The sequence below is a fragment of the Lysinibacillus sp. FSL K6-4013 genome (assembly GCF_038630435.1).
Classification (GTDB): Bacteria; Bacillota; Bacilli; order Bacillales_A; family Planococcaceae; genus Lysinibacillus; species Lysinibacillus boronitolerans.
In genome coordinates this window covers 1489426-1512744 of record NZ_CP152031.1, presented here as the reverse complement: position 1 = coordinate 1512744, position 23319 = coordinate 1489426, and the positions used below count along the sequence as shown (strand labels likewise).

Annotated in this window: 23 protein-coding genes; 6 read left to right on the top strand and 17 right to left on the bottom strand. The window is 38.5% G+C overall.

Annotated features, from left to right (window positions below; all coding sequences use genetic code 11):
* Window positions 1–74: 74 nt before the first annotated feature.
* The 7 genes from der to prsW form a co-directional block, all read right to left on the bottom strand.
* Window positions 75–1385 (bottom strand): ribosome biogenesis GTPase Der, encoded by a 1311-nt coding sequence (gene der / locus MHB39_RS07235; RefSeq protein ID WP_004232601.1) that lies wholly within the window; start codon window positions 1383–1385, stop codon window positions 75–77.
* A gap of 445 nt (window positions 1386–1830) precedes the next feature.
* The gene (rpsA, locus tag MHB39_RS07230) at window positions 1831–2967 is read right to left on the bottom strand and encodes a 30S ribosomal protein S1 (protein WP_016993346.1); all 1137 of its coding nucleotides are present in this window, start codon (window positions 2965–2967) and stop codon (window positions 1831–1833) included.
* A 102-nt stretch (window positions 2968–3069) separates the two neighbouring features.
* Window positions 3070–3744: a (d)CMP kinase gene (gene cmk, locus MHB39_RS07225; protein WP_036079867.1), complete on the bottom strand. Its 675-nt coding sequence runs from the start codon at window positions 3742–3744 to the stop codon at window positions 3070–3072.
* A 93-nt stretch (window positions 3745–3837) separates the two neighbouring features.
* Window positions 3838–4497 (bottom strand): flagellar brake domain-containing protein, encoded by a 660-nt coding sequence (locus MHB39_RS07220; RefSeq protein WP_342546097.1) that lies wholly within the window; start codon window positions 4495–4497, stop codon window positions 3838–3840.
* A gap of 115 nt (window positions 4498–4612) precedes the next feature.
* The gene (locus tag MHB39_RS07215; RefSeq protein WP_342546096.1) at window positions 4613–5896 is read right to left on the bottom strand and encodes a PepSY1/2 domain-containing protein; all 1284 of its coding nucleotides are present in this window, start codon (window positions 5894–5896) and stop codon (window positions 4613–4615) included.
* Window positions 5897–5911: 15 nt separating this feature from the next.
* Window positions 5912–6727, bottom strand: a complete 816-nt coding sequence (gene sleB, locus MHB39_RS07210; RefSeq protein WP_054550704.1) for a spore cortex-lytic enzyme — start codon at window positions 6725–6727, stop codon at window positions 5912–5914.
* 98 nt (window positions 6728–6825) lie between these two features.
* On the bottom strand, window positions 6826–7500 hold the full coding sequence (prsW, locus tag MHB39_RS07205) for a glutamic-type intramembrane protease PrsW (protein WP_004232588.1): 675 nt from the start codon (window positions 7498–7500) through the stop codon (window positions 6826–6828).
* A gap of 83 nt (window positions 7501–7583) precedes the next feature.
* Here prsW and MHB39_RS07200 point away from each other — a divergent pair, with 83 nt between their 5' ends.
* Window positions 7584–8552: an asparaginase gene (locus MHB39_RS07200; RefSeq protein ID WP_016993341.1), complete on the top strand. Its 969-nt coding sequence runs from the start codon at window positions 7584–7586 to the stop codon at window positions 8550–8552.
* A gap of 17 nt (window positions 8553–8569) precedes the next feature.
* On the opposite strand, the gene MHB39_RS07195 is transcribed toward MHB39_RS07200, so the two are convergent.
* The 7 genes from MHB39_RS07195 to MHB39_RS07165 form a co-directional block, all read right to left on the bottom strand.
* Window positions 8570–10111: an aminotransferase class V-fold PLP-dependent enzyme gene (locus MHB39_RS07195; protein ID WP_342546095.1), complete on the bottom strand. Its 1542-nt coding sequence runs from the start codon at window positions 10109–10111 to the stop codon at window positions 8570–8572.
* 5 nt (window positions 10112–10116) lie between these two features.
* Window positions 10117–10677, bottom strand: a complete 561-nt coding sequence (locus MHB39_RS07190) for a glycerol-3-phosphate acyltransferase (RefSeq protein ID WP_036079876.1) — start codon at window positions 10675–10677, stop codon at window positions 10117–10119.
* A gap of 61 nt (window positions 10678–10738) precedes the next feature.
* Complete coding sequence (locus MHB39_RS07185) at window positions 10739–11701, bottom strand: YpdA family putative bacillithiol disulfide reductase (protein ID WP_342546094.1); 963 nt, start codon at window positions 11699–11701, stop codon at window positions 10739–10741.
* 113 nt (window positions 11702–11814) lie between these two features.
* Window positions 11815–12573 carry a metallophosphoesterase gene (locus MHB39_RS07180; protein WP_016993338.1) on the bottom strand — a complete coding sequence of 253 codons (759 nt, stop codon included), beginning with the start codon at window positions 12571–12573 and terminating at the stop codon, window positions 11815–11817.
* Window positions 12574–12717: 144 nt separating this feature from the next.
* Window positions 12718–13455 carry a LysM peptidoglycan-binding domain-containing protein gene (locus MHB39_RS07175; protein ID WP_342546093.1) on the bottom strand — a complete coding sequence of 246 codons (738 nt, stop codon included), beginning with the start codon at window positions 13453–13455 and terminating at the stop codon, window positions 12718–12720.
* Between the two features lie 86 nt (window positions 13456–13541).
* Complete coding sequence (locus tag MHB39_RS07170) at window positions 13542–14984, bottom strand: ATP-dependent DNA helicase RecQ (protein ID WP_342546092.1); 1443 nt, start codon at window positions 14982–14984, stop codon at window positions 13542–13544.
* Window positions 14985–16016 (bottom strand): helix-turn-helix domain-containing protein, encoded by a 1032-nt coding sequence (locus MHB39_RS07165; protein WP_048389783.1) that lies wholly within the window; start codon window positions 16014–16016, stop codon window positions 14985–14987.
* 106 nt (window positions 16017–16122) lie between these two features.
* On the opposite strand from MHB39_RS07165, the gene MHB39_RS07160 reads away from it, so the two are divergent.
* The 3 genes from MHB39_RS07160 to MHB39_RS07150 all read left to right on the top strand — a co-directional run bounded on the left by MHB39_RS07160 (window position 16123) and on the right by MHB39_RS07150 (window position 18049).
* Window positions 16123–16371: a ferredoxin gene (locus MHB39_RS07160; RefSeq protein WP_004232564.1), complete on the top strand. Its 249-nt coding sequence runs from the start codon at window positions 16123–16125 to the stop codon at window positions 16369–16371.
* 137 nt (window positions 16372–16508) lie between these two features.
* Window positions 16509–17102, top strand: coding sequence for a hypothetical protein (locus MHB39_RS07155; RefSeq protein WP_103117711.1), 594 nt, complete (start codon window positions 16509–16511; stop codon window positions 17100–17102).
* Between the two features lie 164 nt (window positions 17103–17266).
* Window positions 17267–18049 (top strand): SDR family oxidoreductase, encoded by a 783-nt coding sequence (locus MHB39_RS07150; protein ID WP_342546091.1) that lies wholly within the window; start codon window positions 17267–17269, stop codon window positions 18047–18049.
* Window positions 18050–18098: 49 nt separating this feature from the next.
* Here the strand turns inward: MHB39_RS07150 and MHB39_RS07145 are convergent, their stop codons facing one another.
* Together MHB39_RS07145 and MHB39_RS07140 are read right to left on the bottom strand one after the other, a co-directional pair.
* Window positions 18099–18827, bottom strand: coding sequence for a sulfite exporter TauE/SafE family protein (locus MHB39_RS07145; protein WP_016993331.1), 729 nt, complete (start codon window positions 18825–18827; stop codon window positions 18099–18101).
* Window positions 18828–18841: 14 nt separating this feature from the next.
* Complete coding sequence (locus MHB39_RS07140; protein WP_342546090.1) at window positions 18842–20041, bottom strand: MFS transporter; 1200 nt, start codon at window positions 20039–20041, stop codon at window positions 18842–18844.
* Window positions 20042–20339: 298 nt separating this feature from the next.
* On the opposite strand from MHB39_RS07140, the gene MHB39_RS07135 reads away from it, so the two are divergent.
* On the top strand, window positions 20340–21164 hold the full coding sequence (locus MHB39_RS07135; protein ID WP_237899964.1) for a methyl-accepting chemotaxis protein: 825 nt from the start codon (window positions 20340–20342) through the stop codon (window positions 21162–21164).
* A gap of 17 nt (window positions 21165–21181) precedes the next feature.
* Window positions 21182–21727, top strand: a complete 546-nt coding sequence (locus MHB39_RS07130; protein ID WP_342546089.1) for a GNAT family protein — start codon at window positions 21182–21184, stop codon at window positions 21725–21727.
* 41 nt (window positions 21728–21768) lie between these two features.
* On the opposite strand, the gene MHB39_RS07125 is transcribed toward MHB39_RS07130, so the two are convergent.
* Window positions 21769–23313 carry a flotillin family protein gene (locus MHB39_RS07125; RefSeq protein WP_004232547.1) on the bottom strand — a complete coding sequence of 515 codons (1545 nt, stop codon included), beginning with the start codon at window positions 23311–23313 and terminating at the stop codon, window positions 21769–21771.
* Window positions 23314–23319 lie beyond the last annotated feature (6 nt).

Here is a 23319-nt window from a genome sequence, read left to right as displayed (position 1 = left end):
AAGTTCTTTCTTGTAAAAAGACGCCACCCAACAATAATGTCGGGTTGGCGTATTGTATGTCTATAGCTATTGCCTTAAGCACGCGCACGTGTAATTAAACGAATTGGCGTCCCTTCAAAGTCAAATGTTTCGCGGATGCGATTTTCTAAGAAGCGTTCATATGAGAAATGCATAAGCTCTGGTTCATTCACAAAAATAACGAATGTTGGTGGCTTAATCGCTACCTGAGTAGCATAGTAAATACGTAAACGACGACCTTTATCTGTCGGTGCTGGATTACGAGCCACTGAGTCCTCAATCACTTCATTTAAAATAGAGGACTGAATACGCATCGCATGATTCTCGCTGACACGTTGGATAATCGGTAAAATTTGATGCACACGCTGTTTTGTATTCGCCGATACAAAAATAATTGGGGCATAATCTAAAAATAGGAAATGCTCACGAATTTGCTGTGTAAAGACATTCATTGTTTTTTCATCTTTTTCAATGGCATCCCATTTATTCACAACAATGATCACAGCTTTTCCAGCCTCATGTGCATAGCCAGCGATTTTTTTATCTTGCTCCTGAATACCTTCTTCTGCATTCAGCACTACTAAAACAACGTCTGAGCGTTCAATAGCACGTAGCGCACGTAACACAGAATATTTCTCGGTTGTTTCATAGATCTTTCCTTTTTTACGCATACCCGCCGTATCAATAATGACATATTCCTGTCCATCATATGCATAAGGCGTATCAATCGCATCACGTGTTGTCCCTGCAATATTACTAACAATAACACGTTCCTGCCCTAGGAAAGCATTCACTAAAGAGGATTTCCCAACATTCGGGCGACCAATTAAAGAGAATTTAATGACATCATCACCGTATTGTTCTTCATCTTCTTTCGGGAAATGTTTCGCACATTCGTCCAATAAATCCCCTAAACCTAAACCGTGGGAACCTGAAATAGGCCAAGGTTCACCGAAGCCAAGTGCATAAAAATCATAAATCATTTCACGCATATCAGGATTATCAATTTTATTGACCGCTAATACGACTGGTTTTTTTGTTTTGTATAGAATTTTAGCAACTTGCTCATCTGCTGCCGTTACCCCTTCACGACCATTTGTCATGAAAATAATAACGTCTGCTTCATCAATAGCGATTTCAGCTTGTTGACGAATTTGTTCTAAAAACGGCTCGTCTCCAATTTCAATGCCACCTGTATCAATAATATTAAAATCGTGTGTTAACCACTCTGCCGAACTATAAATACGGTCACGTGTTACGCCTGGGATATCCTCCACAATCGAAACACGTTCTCCAACGATACGATTAAAAATCGTCGACTTACCTACGTTCGGACGACCTACGATGGCTACTACTGGTTTCGTCATCTGTACTTCATCCTTCCAACTTCTTGTCTTTCGCTATTATACACGAAAAATGCCATTATATCATATCATATCCATAATGTAGAACGCTATGTATGGCGATAAAAGGTGTTACCTCTTTTTTTGAGTGTGCTATCAGGCGTTCTAAAGGTTTTATCGCCTTTTTAATTACTATCCTTTATTTTGAGAATCTTATCCGCTACTTTTAGAGTTTTATCCTTTTTTTCTAAGATTTTATCCTATTCTTAATTGCTATCCTTCACTTCGGGTATCTTATCCACTACTTTTAAAGTTTTATCCTTCATTTCTGAAATCTTATCCGCTACTTTTAAAGTTTTAACCGTCATTTCAAAGATTTTATCCTCTCCTCAATCGCTATCCTTCACTTTCAAAATCCTATCAGCCATAAAAATAGCGAGGATACATTCATGCATCCTCGCTTTATACATTATTTAAAGTTTTTCAGTTTATCGCCAATGACATCACCGAATGAGAAGCCTGTGTTCTCTTCAGGTAATTCATAGTCGATTACTTCTTCTGCTTCTGGATTTTCTAGTAATTCTTTAATACTTAGGGCTAGACGGCCTTCTTCAGCATTGACATCAAGGACCTTCACCTGTACTTCTTGTCCCTCTTTTAATGCTTCATGTGGCGTGTTAATGTGCTTATGCGCAATTTGCGATATATGCACTAAACCTTCAACGCCTGGGAATACTTCCACAAATGCGCCGAATGAAGTAAGTCGCTTTACTCTGCCGTCTAAAATAGTGCCTTTTGCTGCACGTTCTTCAATATTTGACCATGGTCCAGGAATAGTTTCTTTAATAGATAAAGAAATACGTTCATTTTCTGGGTCCACTGACAGAACTTTTACTTTTACATCTTGTCCTTCAGCTAAAACCTCACTCACATCACTCACATGCTCATGTGATACCTGTGAGATGTGTACAAGGCCATCAATACCACCTAGGTCGATGAATGCACCAAATGATGCGAGACGCTGTACTTTACCATCCAATACATCGCCAGCTTTTATTTGATTAATAACATTTTTCTTTTGTGAAGCTTTCTCTGCTTCAACTACTGCACGATGAGATAAAATAAGGCGATTCTTGTCTTTATCAAGCTCAACAATTTTAAAGCTTAATGTTTGTCCCTTATAGCCTTCAAAATCATCGACAAAATAGTCCTCCACAAGCGATGCTGGTACAAAGCCACGTACACCTAAATCTACGACAAGACCACCTTTAACAATATCCTTAACTTCTGCTTCAAAAATTTCCTCAGCGGCAAATTGCTGCTCCAGTGTATCCCATGCTTTTAAAGCATCCACTTTACGTTTTGATAGGACAAAGTTTTCTTCTTCTACCTTTGTAATCATCAACTCTAATTCATCTCCAACTGAGATGACATCAGACGCTTTCTCAATGTGTAAGCTTGATAATTCACTAATCGGTACAATACCATCAAATGGAGCACCTGGAATTGATACAGATACTGCCTTTTCATCAACCTGCGCGGCAATGCCTTTGACGATATCACCCTCGTTAAACGTTTGTTCTGCATAGTTCATTTCTTCAGACATATGTAACCCTCCTTCGCATCTTCCCTTACTATTTTATTCGATATTGAAGACAAAGACAAAAATAAATCCTTTAAATTCAAAAAATGTCTGAAATTTTAGGATTTATAGCATTTTTTCTTCTGCTAATTTTAAAATAGCTTGTGCTGCATCATCAATGGACAATGCTGTTGTATCTAAAAATATAGCATCTTCAGCTTGAATCAGTGGCGATGCTTCACGCTCACTATCCTTTTTATCACGTAGTGCAATTTCTTCCTGAAGTTTTTCAAGAGAGGAGTCAATTCCTCTTTTTTGATTATCAATCAAGCGTCGTCTAGCACGCTCCTCTACAGTTGCAGACATGAAAATCTTTAGCTCTGCATCCTTCAAGACATGTGTAGCAATATCGCGGCCATCCATGACAACACCACCATTAGCTGCAAGCTTTTGCTGTTGGGCAACTAATAGCTCACGAACCTTCGCATGGGCGGCTACTTGTGAGACTGATGAAGTGACCTCATTAGAGCGTATTTCCGCTGAGACGTTGTGACCATCTAAATAGACAAGCTGTCCTTGTGGGGATGGTTTTAATTCAATTGTGCTTACTTCAAGCATCTCTGCTAATTTTGCTTCATCATCTAAATGTATGTTTTGTTGCATCGCTTTATACGTAACTGCTCGATACATTGCACCTGTGTCAATGTAAGTAAATCCAAGTGCTTCAGCAACAATTTTCGCGATTGTACTTTTGCCTGCACCAGCTGGCCCGTCTATCGCAATTTGAATGTTTTTCTTCATATTCTTCCCTACTTTCTGCACCTCTTATTGTATCATATAACCTCAAAAAAGCCCTCTACTAGGAGAGGGCATCATCAAAATGTTCGTAAGACATTAAACATGAAAAGGATTCATTTCTTTCCGTCGATTAACTAATTGACGTTCAAAGCAAAAACGGACAATATGCTGTTGATCGACATCATCTGTATCTGTTAATTGGATTGTTGCAATGCGCTTATCCTCTTTTTCAAAAATACGGACGATCAGCGCTTCTGTAATGACATATTTAACATCTCCATTGGCAAATGGCAATACAATCGTTAATTTTACTTCATCACCCTCATTGAAAGCTACCTGACCTTTCAACAAGACTGCGAGGCCTCCTGCACTAATATCCAAAGTCACGAGCTGATATTTATAATCTTTCAACTGAATAGCCACATCTACTGGTGTCTCCACACGAACGTATTCTCGTCGTTGAATTTTTATAAACTCTTCTGGTGTTGGACAATGCAACATAATCATTGGGATATTACCTGCTTTACGGCCAACTACCTCTGTATTAAAGGCAAAGGATTGCTTATCCTCAGTGCGAAAAGTTGCTCTAAATTCTGAGCCATCTATTAAAAATGCCGTTTTCTTTGTTGCCATATTAACCGGATAATCAATATAGAGAATATTATCTTTTTGCTCTACAACTTTACAGCGGAATTTCTCCAAACGCTCTGTATAAGTTGGTTCAAGTTGTAATTGTGTACCAATTTTTATTTCCATGAGCATCTCCCCGTTGCGAAAAATATAGTTTAATTATCTCATGAGAAGCTGATTTTGGCTATAAAAATTGGTAGTATTTTCATGTCCAATTGATACAAAGCGGAGGTATCCTTGATTAAGTTAAATATTCCACTTTTAATACATTATGGTTTTCCGCATCAATGACAATTCTAAATGTTTCCTGCGTATTACCATCTCGCAATGCAATAACCTCATAGCAAAGACGTTGCTCAAACTGCCCATTATCTGTGTAGATATTTTTTACCTCTTGTACTTGAATGTCGTCTTGGAAGAATGTTTTCCAATCAATCGGCTTAGCTGTTTGCTTTTTAATATTCTCTTCTTGAATATACTCCATTGCATTTGCACCCAACAGCTCACCTGTATCTTTCGCTACTTTCAATTGAACACCATCGGCATAGATTAACGCATTATCTCCAGGATGGACACGAGCAAATGTCACATGCCAAGCCTGATGATTTTCACGTGATTCCACATAGGCTACATCTTTCATGCCTAATCTCTTCACATATTCCTGCGCTTTTTTCAAGACTTCCTCTTGTGATAACTTGGCTTCATCAACAGGACGTTCTACTAAATAGGATAATAAATGTCCGCCCTTTTCTGTTAAATCAACATAGCCTAATCGAATCCCTTGGTGGAATTGGATATGATAAAAAGGATATGGGGCTGTATCACTACTTTTGGTAACTGTAAATGTAGCATCTTTAATGATTGGGAATAAGTATTTCACTTTTTCTAGTGCTTCTTTTTCGGTAATAACCGCATCCTGTAAAGCCTTTAACTCAATTTTTTTCTGCCAATCAGATTCAGATAAAGTTAATGGGAAATCCTTTTCACCGTAGCCTTTTAATGTATCTTTTACAGTATCAAATTGGGTATTTGGATTTTTATTATCTACTTGCTGTAGCCAAACATCCATTTTCCCATCATGCTTATAAAAATCGACGGTTGCAGCAGTCCATTCATCGGAAAGGGATTGTAAATTCGTTGAAACCTGGGGCATTTTTTTACGCCAAGCCTCATAATCACCTGTTTTTGCTGTCCTTTTTGCTTCATCGCCTAGTCGCCCTAGATAGTTCATCCATTCACTTGATAGTTCTTGTCCAATTGGAATATTCGCAATAGAAGAACGAACTTCTGAGCTTAAACGCCAAACCGAGTCTAGTTCATTGTGAATCGCCTGCTCGTCTTGAAACAACAGGGATTGTGATACTGAGCGTTGAAGATGGGAAAGCTTCTCAGATGCATCCGTCAACTTATCTGTATATTGTGCTAGCACGGTACGTTGTAAATCTTCTTTATCTCCATGTAAATCAATACTGTATGCCCCTAACCCAATAACGGCAATCGTTAAGACCACGAGCCAAGTTTTCATCTAGGTTCCTCCTTTCTATGAACAGAAAATATGCTCTCCAATTTGTTTAATTTGTGGACGTGACCAAATCCATTTGCTCGTTGCAGTTTTTGGATTGAAATAATACAATGCATTTTCAGAAGGGTCCCAGCCGTTCATTGCATCAATAACTGCCTCTTTTGCTCGCTCATTTGGCTCAAGCCAAATTTGCCCATCTGCAACGGCCGTAAATGCTAACGGTTGGAAAATGATACCTGAAATAGTATTCGGGAAATCTGGGCTTTCCAAACGATTCAAAATAACTGCAGCAACTGCTACTTGTCCTTCATATGGTTCTCCTCTTGCCTCTCCATATACCGCATTCGCCATTAGCTGTAAATCACGCTCTGTATATTTGGGAGGAACTTGTGTCTGTGTTCCATTATTATTACTACTTCCACTACTATTGCTACTGCCACCACTAGTATTCTTTTTCACTTGCTGATCAAGTGGCTTGCCACCATAATAAGTAAATTGATTTCCTGCATTTAATTGAGCTTTCACCCATTTTTCATCATAATCTGAATTGCCCGTTAACGCTTTCTTTGTCTTAGCGCCTGCAATTCCATCTACCGGTAATCCATAATTTTCCTGGAAATTACGTAAAGCCCAGTATGTGTTGTAGCCAAATTTACCATCAATTTTACTCTTATAAAAACCTAAGTATTGTAGCCTTGCTTGCAATTCAATGACATCATCTCCATAGGCACCTCGAGTAATTTGCTGATCGCTAAATGCATTTGCATCATTTTGAGGAATCGCAATTATACTAATTCCTAATATCAAAGCAAAAAGTATGCTTACTAAACGCACTTTTATCACTCCTTTTTTTTATAGCTTGAAACAAAAGGAGTAATTTATACATGATAAAAATGAAATAAAGCGTAGAAATCTTTGACGATTTCTACGCTTTATATTTTCTTTTGCATGTGAAGATGCTGCACCAGATGATAATGTGCAAGCTTCACTTTGCGCAAGCCAAACCACCATAAAAACAACATAAAAGGAATCATTAAATAAACCCAGTGACCTTTGAATGATAATATTGTATTGTATAGAATGTGAAGTACGACTGGTGCACAAAGCGCCATAGCAATCATCTCTTTTGTCTTAACAAGTTTCGAAAACTTAGCCCGTCCATAATAATAGCCCATTACGACACCAAACAAAGCATGACTCGATACTGGTAATAAGGCTCGCATAAATGCCGTGTCTAAGCCAAATGAAAGTAAATAAAGAACATTTTCAATCGTAGCAAAGCCAAGAGAAATGCTTGCCCCGTACAATATACCATCGTAAGGGTCATCAAATTCTATATGATTATAGATGGCAATTAATAGCACAAACCATTTAAAAAACTCTTCAATGACACTTGAAAATAGTACGTCTTGAAGATAAAGATATCGAAAAACCCCTTCCTCTGTTAATACATACTGTAAAAACATGATTGGGAACGTTAAAAATGCGCCGTATAAAAACGTTTGTAGTAAAGTTCTTCTTGGCTCCGTAGCCATCTGATTGCGCAAATAGAAATAACTAAAAAGCGCTAGACCGGGAGCAATGGCAGCAGATAATAAAATGATCATGATGCCGGCTCCTTTCAACAATAGACTGCTATTATTATACCATGTAATGACAAAAAAATTTTTTAAAAGGAGATTTATTTTTTATGAAAAAATCAATTTTATTAATTCATACTGGCGGCACAATCTCCATGGCGATGAGTGCTGAAGGAGCGGTCATGCCAAATAAGGAAAATCCTCTAATGAAGGAAAGTAATAAACTAGCTTCCCTAGCAAGCATTATCGAAATAGAAGCTTTTAACCTTCCTTCTCCACATATCACACCGAAAGAGATGCTTTTACTGCGTAACTTGATTTTGGAACAAATTGACGCACAGCCAATTGACGGTGTGGTCATCACACACGGTACGGATACATTGGAAGAAACCGCCTATTTCTTAGAGCTAACAACAAACTTAGCCATTCCTATTGTGCTAACAGGAGCAATGCGTTCATCTAACGAACTTGGAGCAGATGGGATTTATAATTTAGTGGAGGCAGTCCGAGTAGCTGTTGATGAAGAAGCACGTGATAAAGGTGTGCTTGTTGTGATGAATGATGAGGTTCATCTTGCTGTAAATACAACAAAAACAAGCACAAGTTCAGTAAATACTTTTCAATCTCCACAATATGGACCGATTGGACTTATTACAAAATCTCGAATCTTATTCCATCACGCACCAATTCGTCGACAATATGTAGATGTTAACAATTTATCCAAGCGTGTCGCAATGCTAAAAGTGTATGCTGGTATGGAAGAAGATTTATTGGATGTCGTGCTTGCGTGCAAATATGATGGTGTTGTGCTAGAAGGACTAGGTCAAGGGAATGTCCCACCATCTGTTGTAAAGGGAATTGAAAGCCTTATACAGCGAGACATCCCAGTTGTACTTGTTTCCCGCTGCTTTAATGGTATCGCAGAAGGTGTTTATGGCTATGTGGGTGGTGGTAAAATGCTAGAAGACTTAGGCGCCATATTTGCCACAGGTATTAATGGCCAAAAGGCACGCTTAAAATTATTAATAGGCCTTAACACAACTGGCTCGCCTTTAAATTTAAAGGACTTTTTCCTGTAACGTTAAAGTATCTTTCCTCATACCTCGATCACTTGTTCATAATAGCTCAGTATCTCACTAAGCCGAGCAAAAGCTTCATCAAAATCTGGTTGTATCACAGAAAATTGAATGAAATTCTTTTGGCGTAAATACTGGCTTTCACCATGAACGAATAGTCCGTTTAATGCTAAATCAATAAGTACGTTAGCATAAGTATGAGGCAATTGAACCGTTATCAGCATCGGATATTGAATTGTTGGATATTGAAATTGCATGATTGGTAGCTGCAGCAGTGATTGAAAGCGTTGCTGTAGCTGCTCATAACGTGCTGGATAGGCTTGCAATGCCGTCTCCACATTGCTCAGTAATACAGCAGGTAATGTAAATGGTATGGCACCTTGCTGATAATTTGCTAAATCAAGATAAGCGGGTAGAGTAGCAGATGAGGGTACCAGTGATTGCGAAAATACAAATGCTAGCCCACTTAATGCACCAATGGCCTTACCACTCACAGCCGTAGCTAAATAGCAGTCCTGTAAAGAAAACGGCATGGCACCGAACGAACTAATACAATCTATACATAACTTTACATTGTATTGTTTAGCAAGCTTTTTAAGAATGTCTAAGTTATTACAAGTTCCCGTGGAAGTCTCACCATGTACGGCCAACATCCACTGATAAGACCCCGTCTCAAGCTGTGAAGCCAGTTCTTTGTCATCAAATACCGTTCCCCACTCTTTTTCTACGACCTCAAAATGTAATGACCAACGAGCGGCTTGCTTCCGTAAACGCTCACCAAATTCTCCATTTGTTAGAATAAGCCCTTTTCCTAATTGCTGTGCCTTTAGTTGCACAAGCATCACTTCATTTGCTAGCGTTCCTGTCCCTACGATTACACCAACATGATTGGCATTCGATAGATGTAGCAACTTCTTCTGTACTCGTTCATAAAGCGCATTAAAAGGTAGTGAACGATGTGATAAATCTGAATGAGCGATTGTCTCTAATTGCTTCACTGGTCCAGGATAAAATGTAGAGGTTTCCGTCGTTAGTCTATGTTGTAAAGATTGCTCAAATTCATGTCTAGTGAGCACCATCGGTAAAAACATCGCACCCTCTTCCCCGACAGCTGGCGCAAACTGCTGAAAACCCATCTGCTTATATAGTTTTTCCTCTCTCGTTGTACCTGAAATCACTGCCGCAGAATAGCCTTTTTCGTAGGCAAATGTAGTTAAGGCTTGAGTAAGCTTTAATAGAACTCGACCCGTTCGATAACCTTTCTTCACAGAAAGCAAACGAATTTCACAAAGCTTCTCACAATTTTCCTTCGATAAATACTGTTCGACCTTACCAATCTTTTCATCAATAGAAAATGGTCGTTGATCTCTAAACGCCACCATGCCAATTAATTCTGTTTGCTTATAAACAACGACATAGGTATTCTCCTGATGAAATCGGTCAACTTTTTTTCGCGATGCATTCGCATCATGCTGAGGAATTTCTTCTACAAATGTTTCATAATTCAATCGAGCAATCGCCTCAAATTCTTCATCTGTCTTGGCAATTTTACACCAATACATTTCCTTCACTTCCCTCTTTTCAATGATTCCTGAATATTAGACATATGCTTTATAAGCATAAACACGATTGCCATGATTAAAAGTCCATATGACTCTACTTCCCCCGCTTGTATAATTGCGGCTATATAGAAAACAAAGCCCCCAACCATGCCAAGTGTCAGACTTCTAGTAAATGCAGATATAAGTGCAGTACCAAGGATCATCCATAAAAAAAGACTTGGCGATAAGGCGAGACCCACACCAATAAACGTAGCTACACCTTTCCCTCCATTCAATTTCAGCCACATCGGAAATAGATGCCCTATTATCACCCACGCAGCTCCGCCAATCACGACCCATTCATCCAATTGCCACATGCGTCCTAATCCAACAACAAGTACACCTTTTAATGAATCGCCAAGAAGAGTCAAAATAAACGCCGTTTTCCCAATCACACTTCCCGCATTACGTGCGCCTAAATTTTTACTACGCTCTTCCTGCAAATTGACACCGTATATCTTACCAACGAAATAAGCCGTCAAGATGTTTCCTATTAAATAACTTAAGAGCCAATACAAGCCAATCATTGAGTTGCCTCCTTGCTAAAAAGGCTGTATAAGCTACATGCCTATACAGCCTCGATCATTATTATTTTCTCTGCTCAATAATTCGAGCGATACATTCGCCATGGAAACGACCATTTTCAATAAAAATTTCATTGGCATTATTTCCTGCTGCAATAACTCCTGCAATGAATAATCCTTCAACATTGGTTTCCATCGTTTCAGGCGTTACATAAGGACGACCTGTTGCTTCCTCTATCTGTACGCCCATTGCTTTGATAAAGGAGTGATCAGGATGATAACCCGTCATAGCAAAAACGAAATCATTTTTTACTACTTTCTCTTGGCCTTCTACTTCTAAAACAACTTCATGCTCTCGTATTTCTACTACATTTGTATTAAAAAGCATGTCAACTTCTCCAGTTTTGACTACCCCTTCAAATTCGGGCAATACCCATGGCTTGATGCTTGGAGAGTATTCGCTGCCACGATAGGCTACGGTTACACGAGCGCCGGCTTTATTTAATTCTAATGCGGCATCTATCGCTGAATTTTTGCCACCTATAACTAGAACATCCGTATCAAAAAATTCATGGCCCTCTTTAAAGTAATGGAATACTTTAGGTAACTGTTCACCTTGGATATTTAAATAATTTGGATGATCATAATATCCTGTTGCAATGACAACATAGGGCGTTATATACGTATCCTTATCAGATGTAACAGTGAATAAATCATTATTTTTTACAACACTTTGTACTTTTTCGAAGCGATTAACTTGTATATTCTTTAAACGGACGACCTCTCGATAATAGACAAGGGCTTGATTGCGTTTCGGCTTACGTCCTTCAATAATAAATGGTACATCACCAATGGCTAACCGTTCACTCGTACTAAAAAATGTTTGATGTGTAGGGTAATGATAGATGGCATTGACGATATTTCCTTTTTCAATCACGATAGGTTGTAAACCAATATTTTGCAAAGCTATTGCTGCTGCTAAGCCACATGGGCCTCCTCCAACAATAATTGCATCTGCTTGCTGCATTTCTTGACACTCCAATCGAATTTGAACAGCAAAAATTGCTGCTCCATGCTTTCACATTATCATAGAATAGACGATACCTTTTTATTATACGCCTTCTCACACGTTTTGGTTGTTTATTTACTCGAAATATCAATGTCAATTATATGACATTGGGGCTTTGCACCAAATCGAAAAGGCACTAATGTCGTCCCATAGCCATTGCTTACTAAAGTCATAACACCATCACGTCGACGATAGGAACCATTTGGATGGACACCATATGGGCCGAATCGGATTTGCCCTCCGTGTAAATGTCCCCCCATCATTAAATCCGCACGGAACTTTGTACGAACTTTCGCAAAAACCCCTGGATTATGGGCGATGAAAACAACTAAATCCTGATCTCCTATCTTTGCAAAAGCTTTTTCAAAACTATATTCTTTTACGGTTGTATCCTCAATAGCACTTAACCAAAAGCGATTTTTAAGCGGAAGTTGAACGGCATCATTGACAATGATTTGAACATGGTATGCCTGTAAAATGTCCTTCAGTCTTTCTTCCCCAATTTCTCTGTCATTATTGCCCCAAATAAAATAGGTTGGTCCAAGGGACGTTAATAATGTTAAATTTTCATGAATACGTTCAATCGGTGTACGGCTATCCGCAAAATCACCGCCAATAATTACTGCATCAAAATGATGTCCCTGTAACTGTGCAATCATTTTCTTACTTATTTTACGTAAATGAACATCTGAAATAAAAAATAATCGTACCTTCTCCTGTTCACCCTGTAATGAAAGCTGGTGAGACAATACATTATTTTCATGTGCCACCTTCCACATATAAAGTAGAAGGGCGATGACTACCAAAAGAAATAGCCCTAAATATAGCATTTTCTCACTTCTCCTTACTACAGCAAAAAGGCGATTCGTTTTTTAAGAAGAATCGCCTTTTTGCTAAATCAGACGTACGTTTTGGTGTGAACATTTGTCTGTAATTTTATACTAGAAAAACTATATAACGATAAAAAAATTCTATTAAGGTAGTTTAATGACTTGCCCAACCATTACAGTATTAGAGGACATCCCATTAGCAGCACGAATTTTAGCTAAAGTCGCTTCACTGCCATCGCCATAGTGATTTAATGCAATTCGGTATAAGTTCTCATTTGCTTTTACAGTATGTGTCGTTGCTTTAGCATTCTGTTTTGCTTCTTCCGCTTTTCTAGCCTCTTCTGCTTTTCTTGCTGCCTCTGCTTGTTGTTGAGCTATTCTTGCTTCTTCAGCTTTTCGAGCTTCTTCGACTTTTTTTGCTTCCTCTGCCTTTTTCGCCTCTTGAGCCTTTTTCGCTTCTTCAGCAGCTTTTTGCTCAGCTGCTAATTTTTCAGCATCTTTTTGAGACTGCTCCTGAGCCTTCTTATCCCCCTGAGCGTCTTGACCCTTATCTTCTTTATCCTTATCTTTATCTGACGCAGATGCTTCTGAAGGATCTAATTCGACAACCTGTTCAGCTGTATCCTTTTCGGCTTGTTCAATCGTTTTTCCTGGTTCATAAAATTTCCAAAAATAGATAAGAATCGTTAACGGTATCAAGATAAAAATAACAAAAAGAATCGTCATTAATGGTGTTTTACGTTTCGAATCTTTTGGCTTTTTGTTTTTATTACCATTTTTATTCATTCTGGAAACTCTAGATAAGGATTGCTGTTCTTTTTGCTCATCTTCAAATGATTGACGATGCTCTTCTATTTTATCGCGATAATCTTCTTTATTCATTCGCCTTTCCCCCAACCTTACTACGCTTTCTATCATCTCTATTATGACGAATTTTACGAAAAAAGTAAATGACCGTCAGTTTTAGTCTAATTACCCATTAATAATTGTTGCAATCGACTTTCCCACGTTGCCATTTCTACTTTCTTTTTCTCTTTTAAGCGTACTTTCTTGATTACATCATAATGGATTCCACAATTTTCACAACAATTTTCCGGTTTTTTCTGCAATTTTTGCCCAAAATACCCGACTAAATGTTCACGAATACAGTCTTTTGTCTGTATGATTTGAAGCATTTCATTCACTGCATTGTATTTCTCTAGTGCTAAATGATTTAATCGGACCTTCACTTGTTCCGAAGACTCTCGTTGTAGCCAATAATCTAACACACGGAAGGCTGTCTCACTTAACTCCCCATTTTTCAACATTTGGATTGGCTGTATTTGCTGAGATAGCAGTTCCTGATAGCGGTCAACATGATGTAAAGTTGGTAAATCACCTGTCACAACAAATTTAGCCAGCTCCTCATCACCTTCAGCATACAGTAAAATAGCAAGTGCAGAGTGACCATCCCGCCCTGCTCGTCCAATCTCCTGCATATAATTCGCGATATTGGCTGGCATTGATTCATGAATAACCTGCCGTATATCAAGCTTATTAATGCCCATGCCAAAAGCATTTGTTGCAACGATCCAATCAAGTTCTCCAGCTATAAATTGCTGTTGAATAAATTGACGGTCCTCCGCCCCATAGCCAGCATGATAGGCAGCAACACGAACGCCAGCTTGTAATAAGGCTTCGCTATATTGTTGCGCACGTTTACGTGAGGAAACATATAAAATACCAGGTCCTGCTGTTTCCGTAATATGGTGCATGAGCCATCTAGCTTTATCAGCCTTATCCTCCACTACTACACGGCCTAAATGAATATTCGGGCGGTCAACATTATACATAAACTCGAATGGAGCTTTGAGAGATAAAGTTTCCCGTATATCTCGAACAACCTTCTTTGTTGCCGTAGCAGATAATGCCAAAATCGGCGGACGATTTCCTCTCGTTAGCCAGTCACCTATTCGTAAATAATCTGGTCGAAAATCAAAGCCCCATTGTGAGATACAATGTGCCTCATCTACTACGATTAAACCTAGCTTCATCTGCGCCAGTTTCTCTTGTACCTGTTGCTGGAGCAGCATCTCTGGGGAAGTAAAAATAAAACGATATTGCTCTAAATAATGTAATACATAACGTTTCTCTGTTAGTGATAAAAAGGAATTTAAAGCTACCACCCTCTTTTCCCCAAAACGCTTCAGCTCTTCTACTTGATCCTGCATTAATGACAGTAATGGTGAAACAATTAGTACAGGTTTCTCTAATGTATAGGCTGGTAGCTGGTAGCAGAGTGATTTTCCCATTCCTGTTGGCAATAAGGCAATAACATCTTGTTCTTGTAGTAATGCCTCAATGACTTCTTTCTGTCCTGGTCGAAATGATGAATAACCAAAATGCTTATGCAATAATTGTTCAAGTTCCATTTATACTTCTCCTTTCGCAAGGACAAGCCTTAATTGAAAATAACTCATATCGTTTAAAGCTTCATGTAATATTTTCAATTTTTTTGTTTGATACTGCTTCGATGCCTGCCACACTTTTTGAGCTTCATCATAGGAGACGAATGGGCCAATAGAAAAGTTCGGTTCATACATAGCTAATTCCACAAAATGATCCTCAATTGTACTTTGTTTTAGTTTTCTCATTTGAACAATTTGCTCCATCGAATAACCTTGTTCATATAATTGTGCGGTTTGTTGTGCAGAATCTGTTAGCAATATTTTAACTTTTAATCCTTCTGCCACATGCCCTAGCAATGGGTAATCATCTATTTTTTGATGCACTTCATTTAATAATATATGTAGGGTTTCAATAAAAGCTAATTGACTATCCAGTACAGTTTCCTTCCGTTCATCTGCAAGCTGTTGCCACGTCCATCCTGGTAATTGATAACCACTTAAACGATACAGAACAAGCTGTTTGCTTGCATCTGACACAGGGAGAATAGTTAGCACATGATTACATTCTGTCAATAATTGCTGCTGTAAATGACCTTCCTTATAATGATGTGCCTGTAAAAAAGTTCGCACCCACGCTTGAATCATTGTATCTCTACTAATCGGTGAAAAGGTACGAACGGCTGCGGCTTGATGTGACAAACTTTGTACAATGAGAGAGAGCCTCGCAAAAAACACATGCTCATTTCCCCGATAGTGCCAACCATCAAAGAAAAAGGTTGGCGTTTGTTGTGCACGTTGTAATCCTAGCGTTTCCATGTAAAAATGACCAGATTCCTGCACATTTAACCAACTATTCTGCATAAATAAGTTTACAGCCTCATCAAATGTAGTACGAGATAGTTTTGGCAAGAGGCCAAAATATTGATGCAATTGAAAAAGACCAATATCTTGAATCGTCTGGCCTGAACGCTTCCCTCTTAGGACATGATAGGCAGCCGAAATCGTCCGCTCTTTATTGAGTTTTTGAAAGATTTGCAATAAAATTTGATGAAACATTGACGCAAATTCCTCCAATTTAATAGTATTTAAGTTGAAATGTAAGATAAACATCTTTAAAATGAGTATGAAGCTTTGTAGGAACATCGTTAAAGGAGAGAATAAAATGGCTAAATACACAATAGTTGATAAAGATACATGCATCGCTTGTGGCGCATGTGGAGCCGCAGCGCCAGACATTTATGATTATGATGATGAAGGCATTGCCTTCGTTATTTTAGATGATAACATGGGAACTGCTGAAGTTCCAGAGGATCTATTGGAAGATATGCAAGACGCTTTTGAAGGTTGTCCAACAGACTCTATCAAAGTAGCAGATGAAACATTCGATGGTGACTCATTAAAATTTGAATAGTCTTCCGTTGATGTATATCTTAAAAGGCATCCTTCAGGGGATGCCTTCTTATTGATTAAAATATTGGCTATCTTTTGCATCAAGATAATAGGCATATGGTCCATTGCTATACATACCAATCTATTGGAGGAATGTGAATGTTTGAGCAGTTACAAGTTGAGCATAGTTTATTTTATATTGATCAAGACCATATGAATAGATTTAAAAATCTTGCTGCAAAGTGGCAATCAATATTTCCAGATGTTTGTGCGAAATGTTTGAATAATGTGGACGCATGGGCAAACGTGTTAAATAACTGGGTTTTCTTAAAATCGCAGCAGACCGATGAGCTCATTCTAAATCCTTCTAAAGCCATCTATTATTCCATCAATACATTCTTATTAGATGAGCTCCAAAAAATTCAAATAATTCAAAAAGTAAAAGAATGTGAGAATGATGATTTTCAGTATTTTGCAGCCTTCCACTTAGGAAATGCCATCGATTTATGGGTGTACGATACACTTGAAAAAAGTGCAGAATCTGATTTGTTAAAACCACAAAATCGAATACCTTATTATCTTGCCTTTTTAGACGATGATTTTCAAACAGACAATGCTTTATTCCATAAAAATCAAACAAGAGCAATCAAAATATTGGCACAGGTCATTCGGTCACAAAATTGCTTTAGAATCACTGTCAGTAGTGCTGTTAATCGAGCAGTAGATATGTATGATCATTATGTAACAAAATAAAATAGCACACTTTTTAATTCGTCTCTACTGTAAAGAGATGAATTTTTTTTGCTCTCTCAACTACTTCTCTTTTCATCTTGTTATTGCAACGATATTTTATGTATGATAAGATTTTAGTAGTTGGTACTAATAACAGATATTATCTCACAAAGGAGTTCTTCATAATGATGGATAATTTATTACAATTAAAAGATAAGAACATTGTTGTCATGGGCGTAGCAAATGATCGCAGTATTGCTTGGGGCATTGCTAAACGTTTATTTGACGTTGGTGCAAATGTCATCTTCACGTATCGTCAAGAACGTTCATTAAAAAAATTACAAAAACAATTAGAAAATATCGGACAATCCGATTCTCTTGTTGTTCAATGTGATGTGAATAGTGACGACAGCACAAAAGCAGCTTTTGATGTAATCGGCTCAAAGGTTGGCGTTATTCATGGAATTGTCCATTCAGTGGCTTTTGCACATGCAGAAGATTTACACAACCGCTTCCTTGAAACAACTCGAGAAGGCTATGCATTTGCACAAGATACAAGCGCCTATTCACTTATTTCGACGGCTAAAGCAGCTCATCCATACATGACAGAGGGTGGCTCTATCGTTACGATGAGTTACTTAGGTGCAGAACGAGTACTTGATGGCTACAATGTGATGGGCGTAGCAAAAGCTGCTTTAGAGGCTTCTATGCGCTATCTTGCTGCTGATATCGGCCAAGATAATATTCGCGTCAATGCTATTTCAGCTGGTGCTATTCGTACACTAGCTGCAAAAGGTGTCCCTTCCTTTAACACAATTTTACACAAAATCGAAGAAACAGCTCCTTTAAAACGGAATGTTCAACAAGACGAAGTAGCAGATATGACGATTGTCATGCTATCTCACCTATCCCGTGGTGTCACTGGTGAAACAATCTACATCGACGCTGGCTACAATATTATGGGTTAACAAATAAGAAGTATGGAGGATGTATCATCCCCCATACTTCTTTTGTTGTTTATAGCATTGTCCATAAACTTTGGATCAACAAAATTAAGCCTGCTGCTACTAGTAGAATATAAATTAATGTTCTAAATAACTTTTGATTTAATCGAGTAAATAGCATTTGTCCAAAAATAAGCCCTAAGAAAACAATTGGCAAGGCGTACATACTATATACCCAAACCATTCCACTTGTGCCCTCAAAAATAACTTGAGAAAGTAGGCTAATAAGATAGATAAAAATATAATAGGCTAGTGAAACAGCTCTAATGGTTTCTTTATCTCTATGTGTGCTCGCAAAATAGAGTAACAGTGGTGGTCCAGCCATCCCAATACTGGTTGTGAACATACCTGATATAAAACCAACGCCATAATCTCTACTCCCTGTTTGTTGAATAGAGAGATTTTTAATCAACAGAATCGTAAGCCCTATAAGAAGGATAGCGATGAGCAGCTTAAATGTCGTCACATCGACTAAGGCAAAGAGTAGACTACCAAATGGAGCACCCACAACACTACCGATCATCACCTTTTTAAGCAAAGCTACGTCAATATCATGTCTCACCTTCCATACGAGAGAGAACGAAATAACAAGGGACAGAATTATATTTATTTGCATCGCCTCTTGTGGAGTAAATAGCAACAGTAAAAAAGGCGTTGCCATAACAGAAAAACCAAATCCTGTACTTGTTTGTAAAATAGAAGCTGCTAGAATAATGAAAAAATAGAAAAGTAATTCCTGCAAAATGACACCTCACATCATGTTGTGATACGTTGTCTAACAATAAATCTTTTTAATAAAAATGATAGGCCACAAGCAATGAATAAAAACAGCGCAATCATCGCTATAACACCCATCCACCCATATTTCATCCAAAAAAGGCCACCTACTGTTCCTCCAACACTTGAACCAAAATAATAGAAAAATAAATAGAGAGAAGATGCTTGTGCTTTATCGTGGGATGCTCGTTTGCTCACCCAGCCACTTGCGATTGAATGAGCTGCAAAAAAGCCAAAGGTAAAAACTGTTATCCCTATAATCTTTAAAGTAAGGAGCCCGTTGAGCGTTACTATAGCTCCTGCTAACATAATGGCAATGGCCAGTAAGAGCATTCGTTGGCGACCATAACGATCGGCTAAACTGCCAAACCATGCCGAGCTAAATGTCCCAACTAAATAAATGACAAATATCCAACCTACAATTGTGGCACTTAAATTATAGGGAGGTGCCATTAGTTTAAAGCCAATATAATTATAAAGTGTGACAAAGCTTCCCATTAAAAGAAACCCCATCCCATAAAGACACAGCATAGAAGGATCTCTTAAATGTTGCAGTAGGGTTTTGGTCAATGCTTTTAATTGTAAAGGTCGTGCGCTGAAATGTTTGGAGCTTGGTAACATCCAGACAAACAATAAACTAACTAGCAGGCTGATTCCTCCTAGTACCATCATGCCTGTATGCCAGTTATAATGGTCCGTTAAGGTACCAATAATAACTCGTCCACTAAGTCCCCCTACTGAATTACCGCTAATATATAAGCCCATGGCAATCCCTAAGCTTGCTGGTTCCATCTCTTCTCCCAAATAAGCCATAGCGATTGCTGGTAAACCTGCAAAAACGATGCCTTGTACAACACGCAAAACTAAAATCGTTTCAAAGTTAGGTGAAAATGCAAGAGCAAGTGTCAGGACAGAAGCTGCAAAAATAGAAATCGTCATCAATGATTTTCTTCCCCATGCTTCTGATAACGAACTGACAATTATTAAACTCACCGCTAATGCAAAGGTAGTTACTGAAAGAGATAAACTTGCTACAGCTGGTGAGACGTGAAATGCTTCTGAAAATGTTGGTAGTAATGGCTGCGTTACATATAGGTTAGCAAACGTAATAAAGCCTGCTAAAAATAAGGCCCAATTCGCTTTATGAAACGCCCTCGTACCCTTTTGTATATAGTCCATGAAACTCTCTCCTTAACTTCTTCCCCATGCTACTATTATTCTAATACAATATTTCGCAAAACACACGTCCCTTTGTCAAAAAATAGACATAAAGACCTTCGCTTTCACAGGTAAAAAAAAATAATAATTGACAAATAAAAAGCCTTTCAGATTTGGATGATTTTCTTTTCATAAAAAATAAATAGCTATTTTGACTTGGCAAATATTGTGCTACAGTAAAAGTAATCATCTAGAACCATTGTCACAATGCAGACAGATGATACAACCATTTTCATTGACGAGACTTGGAGGAATTTTTATGAAAATTATTGAAGCTTTAACCCTTGCAACACCTTATATTCATTTAGCATTAAAGCAAGAAGCCATTGTAGCTGTTGTTGAAAAGGAAAGTGAAACAGTCGTTAAATATTTAGCAGGTAAACGTGTGGATTCTGGCTACCATGATGGACAAAAAGTTAACGCCAATGACCAAAATGTTTTCATCGCCTTTAATGGACAAAATGCAGATGTGGTGATACCAGAGGATGTTTATGGTGTAGCAATCAATGCTTTTTCATTCCCCATTCGTGAAAATGGTCAAGTAGTAGGTGCATTAGCTTTTGGCTTACCAATAGATAATGAGCTCAAACTTGAAGATTATATGGCTACGATGGATAAGATCGTCAACAGTCTACAGGATAAAGTACATACAATCGCTTCCCATTCTGAGGAATTAGCGGCCACTAGTGAGGAAATTAATAAGCAGGCACAGCATGCCCTAGAGGACTCTGAAAAAACAAATGCCGTGACAGATTTAATTAAAAGTATATCTCGCCAAACGAATTTATTAGGTTTAAATGCATCCATCGAGGCTGCACGTGCTGGACAGCACGGCGCTGGCTTTAATATTGTGGCACAGGAAGTTCGAAAACTGTCCTTTGAGACATCTAGTGCTACTGAAAATATAGAATCGTCATTACGAAATATCAATAGAAATCTAGATAATCTAAAGCAAAATATGGGACAAATCAATGATGCAACAAATGAGCAAGCACAGCTCGTACAGGATTTCAGCGAAATTATAGAAGAATTAACTTTACTTAGCCGAGAAATGAAAGACTTTATGCACAATGCATTAAAATAATCATGAGGTGAACAATAATGCAAATTACCATTAACCATGATTTAGTTCTACGGATGATTACACCTGAGGATGCAGAGAAGGTTTTTGCATTAACGGATGCCTCGAGGGAATATCTGAAAGAATGGCTACCATGGCTAGATTTCACAAAAGAACTGGCGGATACAAAAGCCTATATTGAGGGCTGTATTAAGGGCCATGAAGCGAACAGTAGCCTCTCCCTAGTCATTCTCTTTAAAAATGAAATTGTTGGCATTGCAGGCTTTAACGCGATTAACCCGAGCAATAAAATCGGCACTATTGGCTATTGGTTGAGCGAAGGAGCACAAGGACATGGCATCATGACGAAAACGGTAAAAGCTTTATTGCAATATGCCTTTGAAACATTGAAGCTTCATAAAGTTGAAATTCGTGTTGCGGAAGCCAATCACAAAAGTCGCGCAATCCCAGAACGTCTTGGATTCATGCAAGAAGGAACCATTCGAGCTGCAGAATGGCTCTATGATCATTATGTAAATCACGTGATTTATGGCATGCTTGTCAGTGAATGGCAGCAACAACAATAACAAAAGCGACCTGATGAAATATCTCATCAGGTCGCTTTTTGTTAGGATTGCTCTACCGCTTCTTTCGTTTCTTCAGGTGCTTGCTTTTTTTCAAGTCCTAAAGCAATCTGCTCTAATTCTGGACGCAATGTGTGCTTCCCAGCATAGCTTTCAATCAGCTCTTTTACATCAAGACCAGAAGTTTCTTTTAATGTTTCTTGTAGTGTAGACATTAAATTAGTAGCATAAGACGTTACTTTATTAGCGCCACTGCCTTCTCCACCACCAGTATCGACCACAGTAATCTTATCGATATTGCCAAGTGGACTTGCAAGCTCTTTTGCATACTCTGGCATCATGCGTACAACCATATCTAGTACAGCTGCTTGACCATAGTATTCAAAGGCTTCGGCAATCTTACGTTTAGCTTCAGCTTCAGCCAGACCGCGAAGACGAATGATATCAGCCTCAGTCTCCCCTTGTGCCCGCTCTGCATCTGCTTTGGCAAGACCATCCAAACGAATTTTCTCTGCTTCTGCTTTTGCCAATGATTCAATACGATATTTCTCCGCATCAGCCTGTGCAAGCTCGCGCATCTTTTCAGCTGCGGCATTTTGCTCCACTGCATAGCGGTCTGCATCTGCTTTCTTTTTAACCTCAGAATCATATTGCTTTTCTCTACGTAAAATCTCTTTTTCTTCTAATTCAATTTGCTTTTGACGCTCGATAATGCGAATTTGCATTTCTTGCTCTGTTACTTCCTGCTTTGCACGAGCAGTTTCAAGCTCATACGCTTGGTCAGCACGGGCTTTCGCAATATCCTGCTCACGTCGGAACTCAGCTACTTTTAATTGATTTTCTTTTTCTGCTTCAGCAATTTCCGTCGCACGCTCTAGTTCTGCCTTTTGTGCTTCCTTAGACGCTTCTGCACGTTTAATACGTGTTTCTTTTTCTGCATCTGCTGTCGCAATATCAGCATCGCGTTTTACCTGTGCGATTCTCGGTTTCCCCAGTGAATCTAAATAGCCATTTTTATCTCGTACATCCTTAATCGTAAAGGATACAATGACAAGACCCATCTTCGCTAAATCTTGTGAAGCAACACGTTGAACTTCCTGGGAGAATTTATCACGATTTTTATAGATTTCTTCAACCGTCATGGACCCTAAAATCGAACGTAAATGACCTTCTAGCACCTCACGTGCTTCCCCTTCGCGCTCCGCCTTTTGCTTTCCTAAAAACTGCTCTGCTGCTGTCGCAATTTCTGAAATGGAACCGCCAATTTTAATAATAGCTGTACCATCTGCCATAACAGGAACACCTTGCTCTGTATACACCTCAGGCGTTGTCACTTCTAGTTTACTAGAAAGTAAGCTTAACGGCTGTGCTTGTTGGAAAATAGGGAAGACAAATGTACCGCCCCCACGAATGATTTTAATACGATTTCCCGACTCATCCTTATGTACATTTTTAGAGCCGAGATAGCTACCTGTCACAATCAGTGCTTCATCAGGACCCGCCGTACGATACTTTGTCACATATAAGCCAACTAGGGCAATTAAAACAAATGCTACAATTCCTAAAACAATTAAAATATCGGTTGACATAGACAT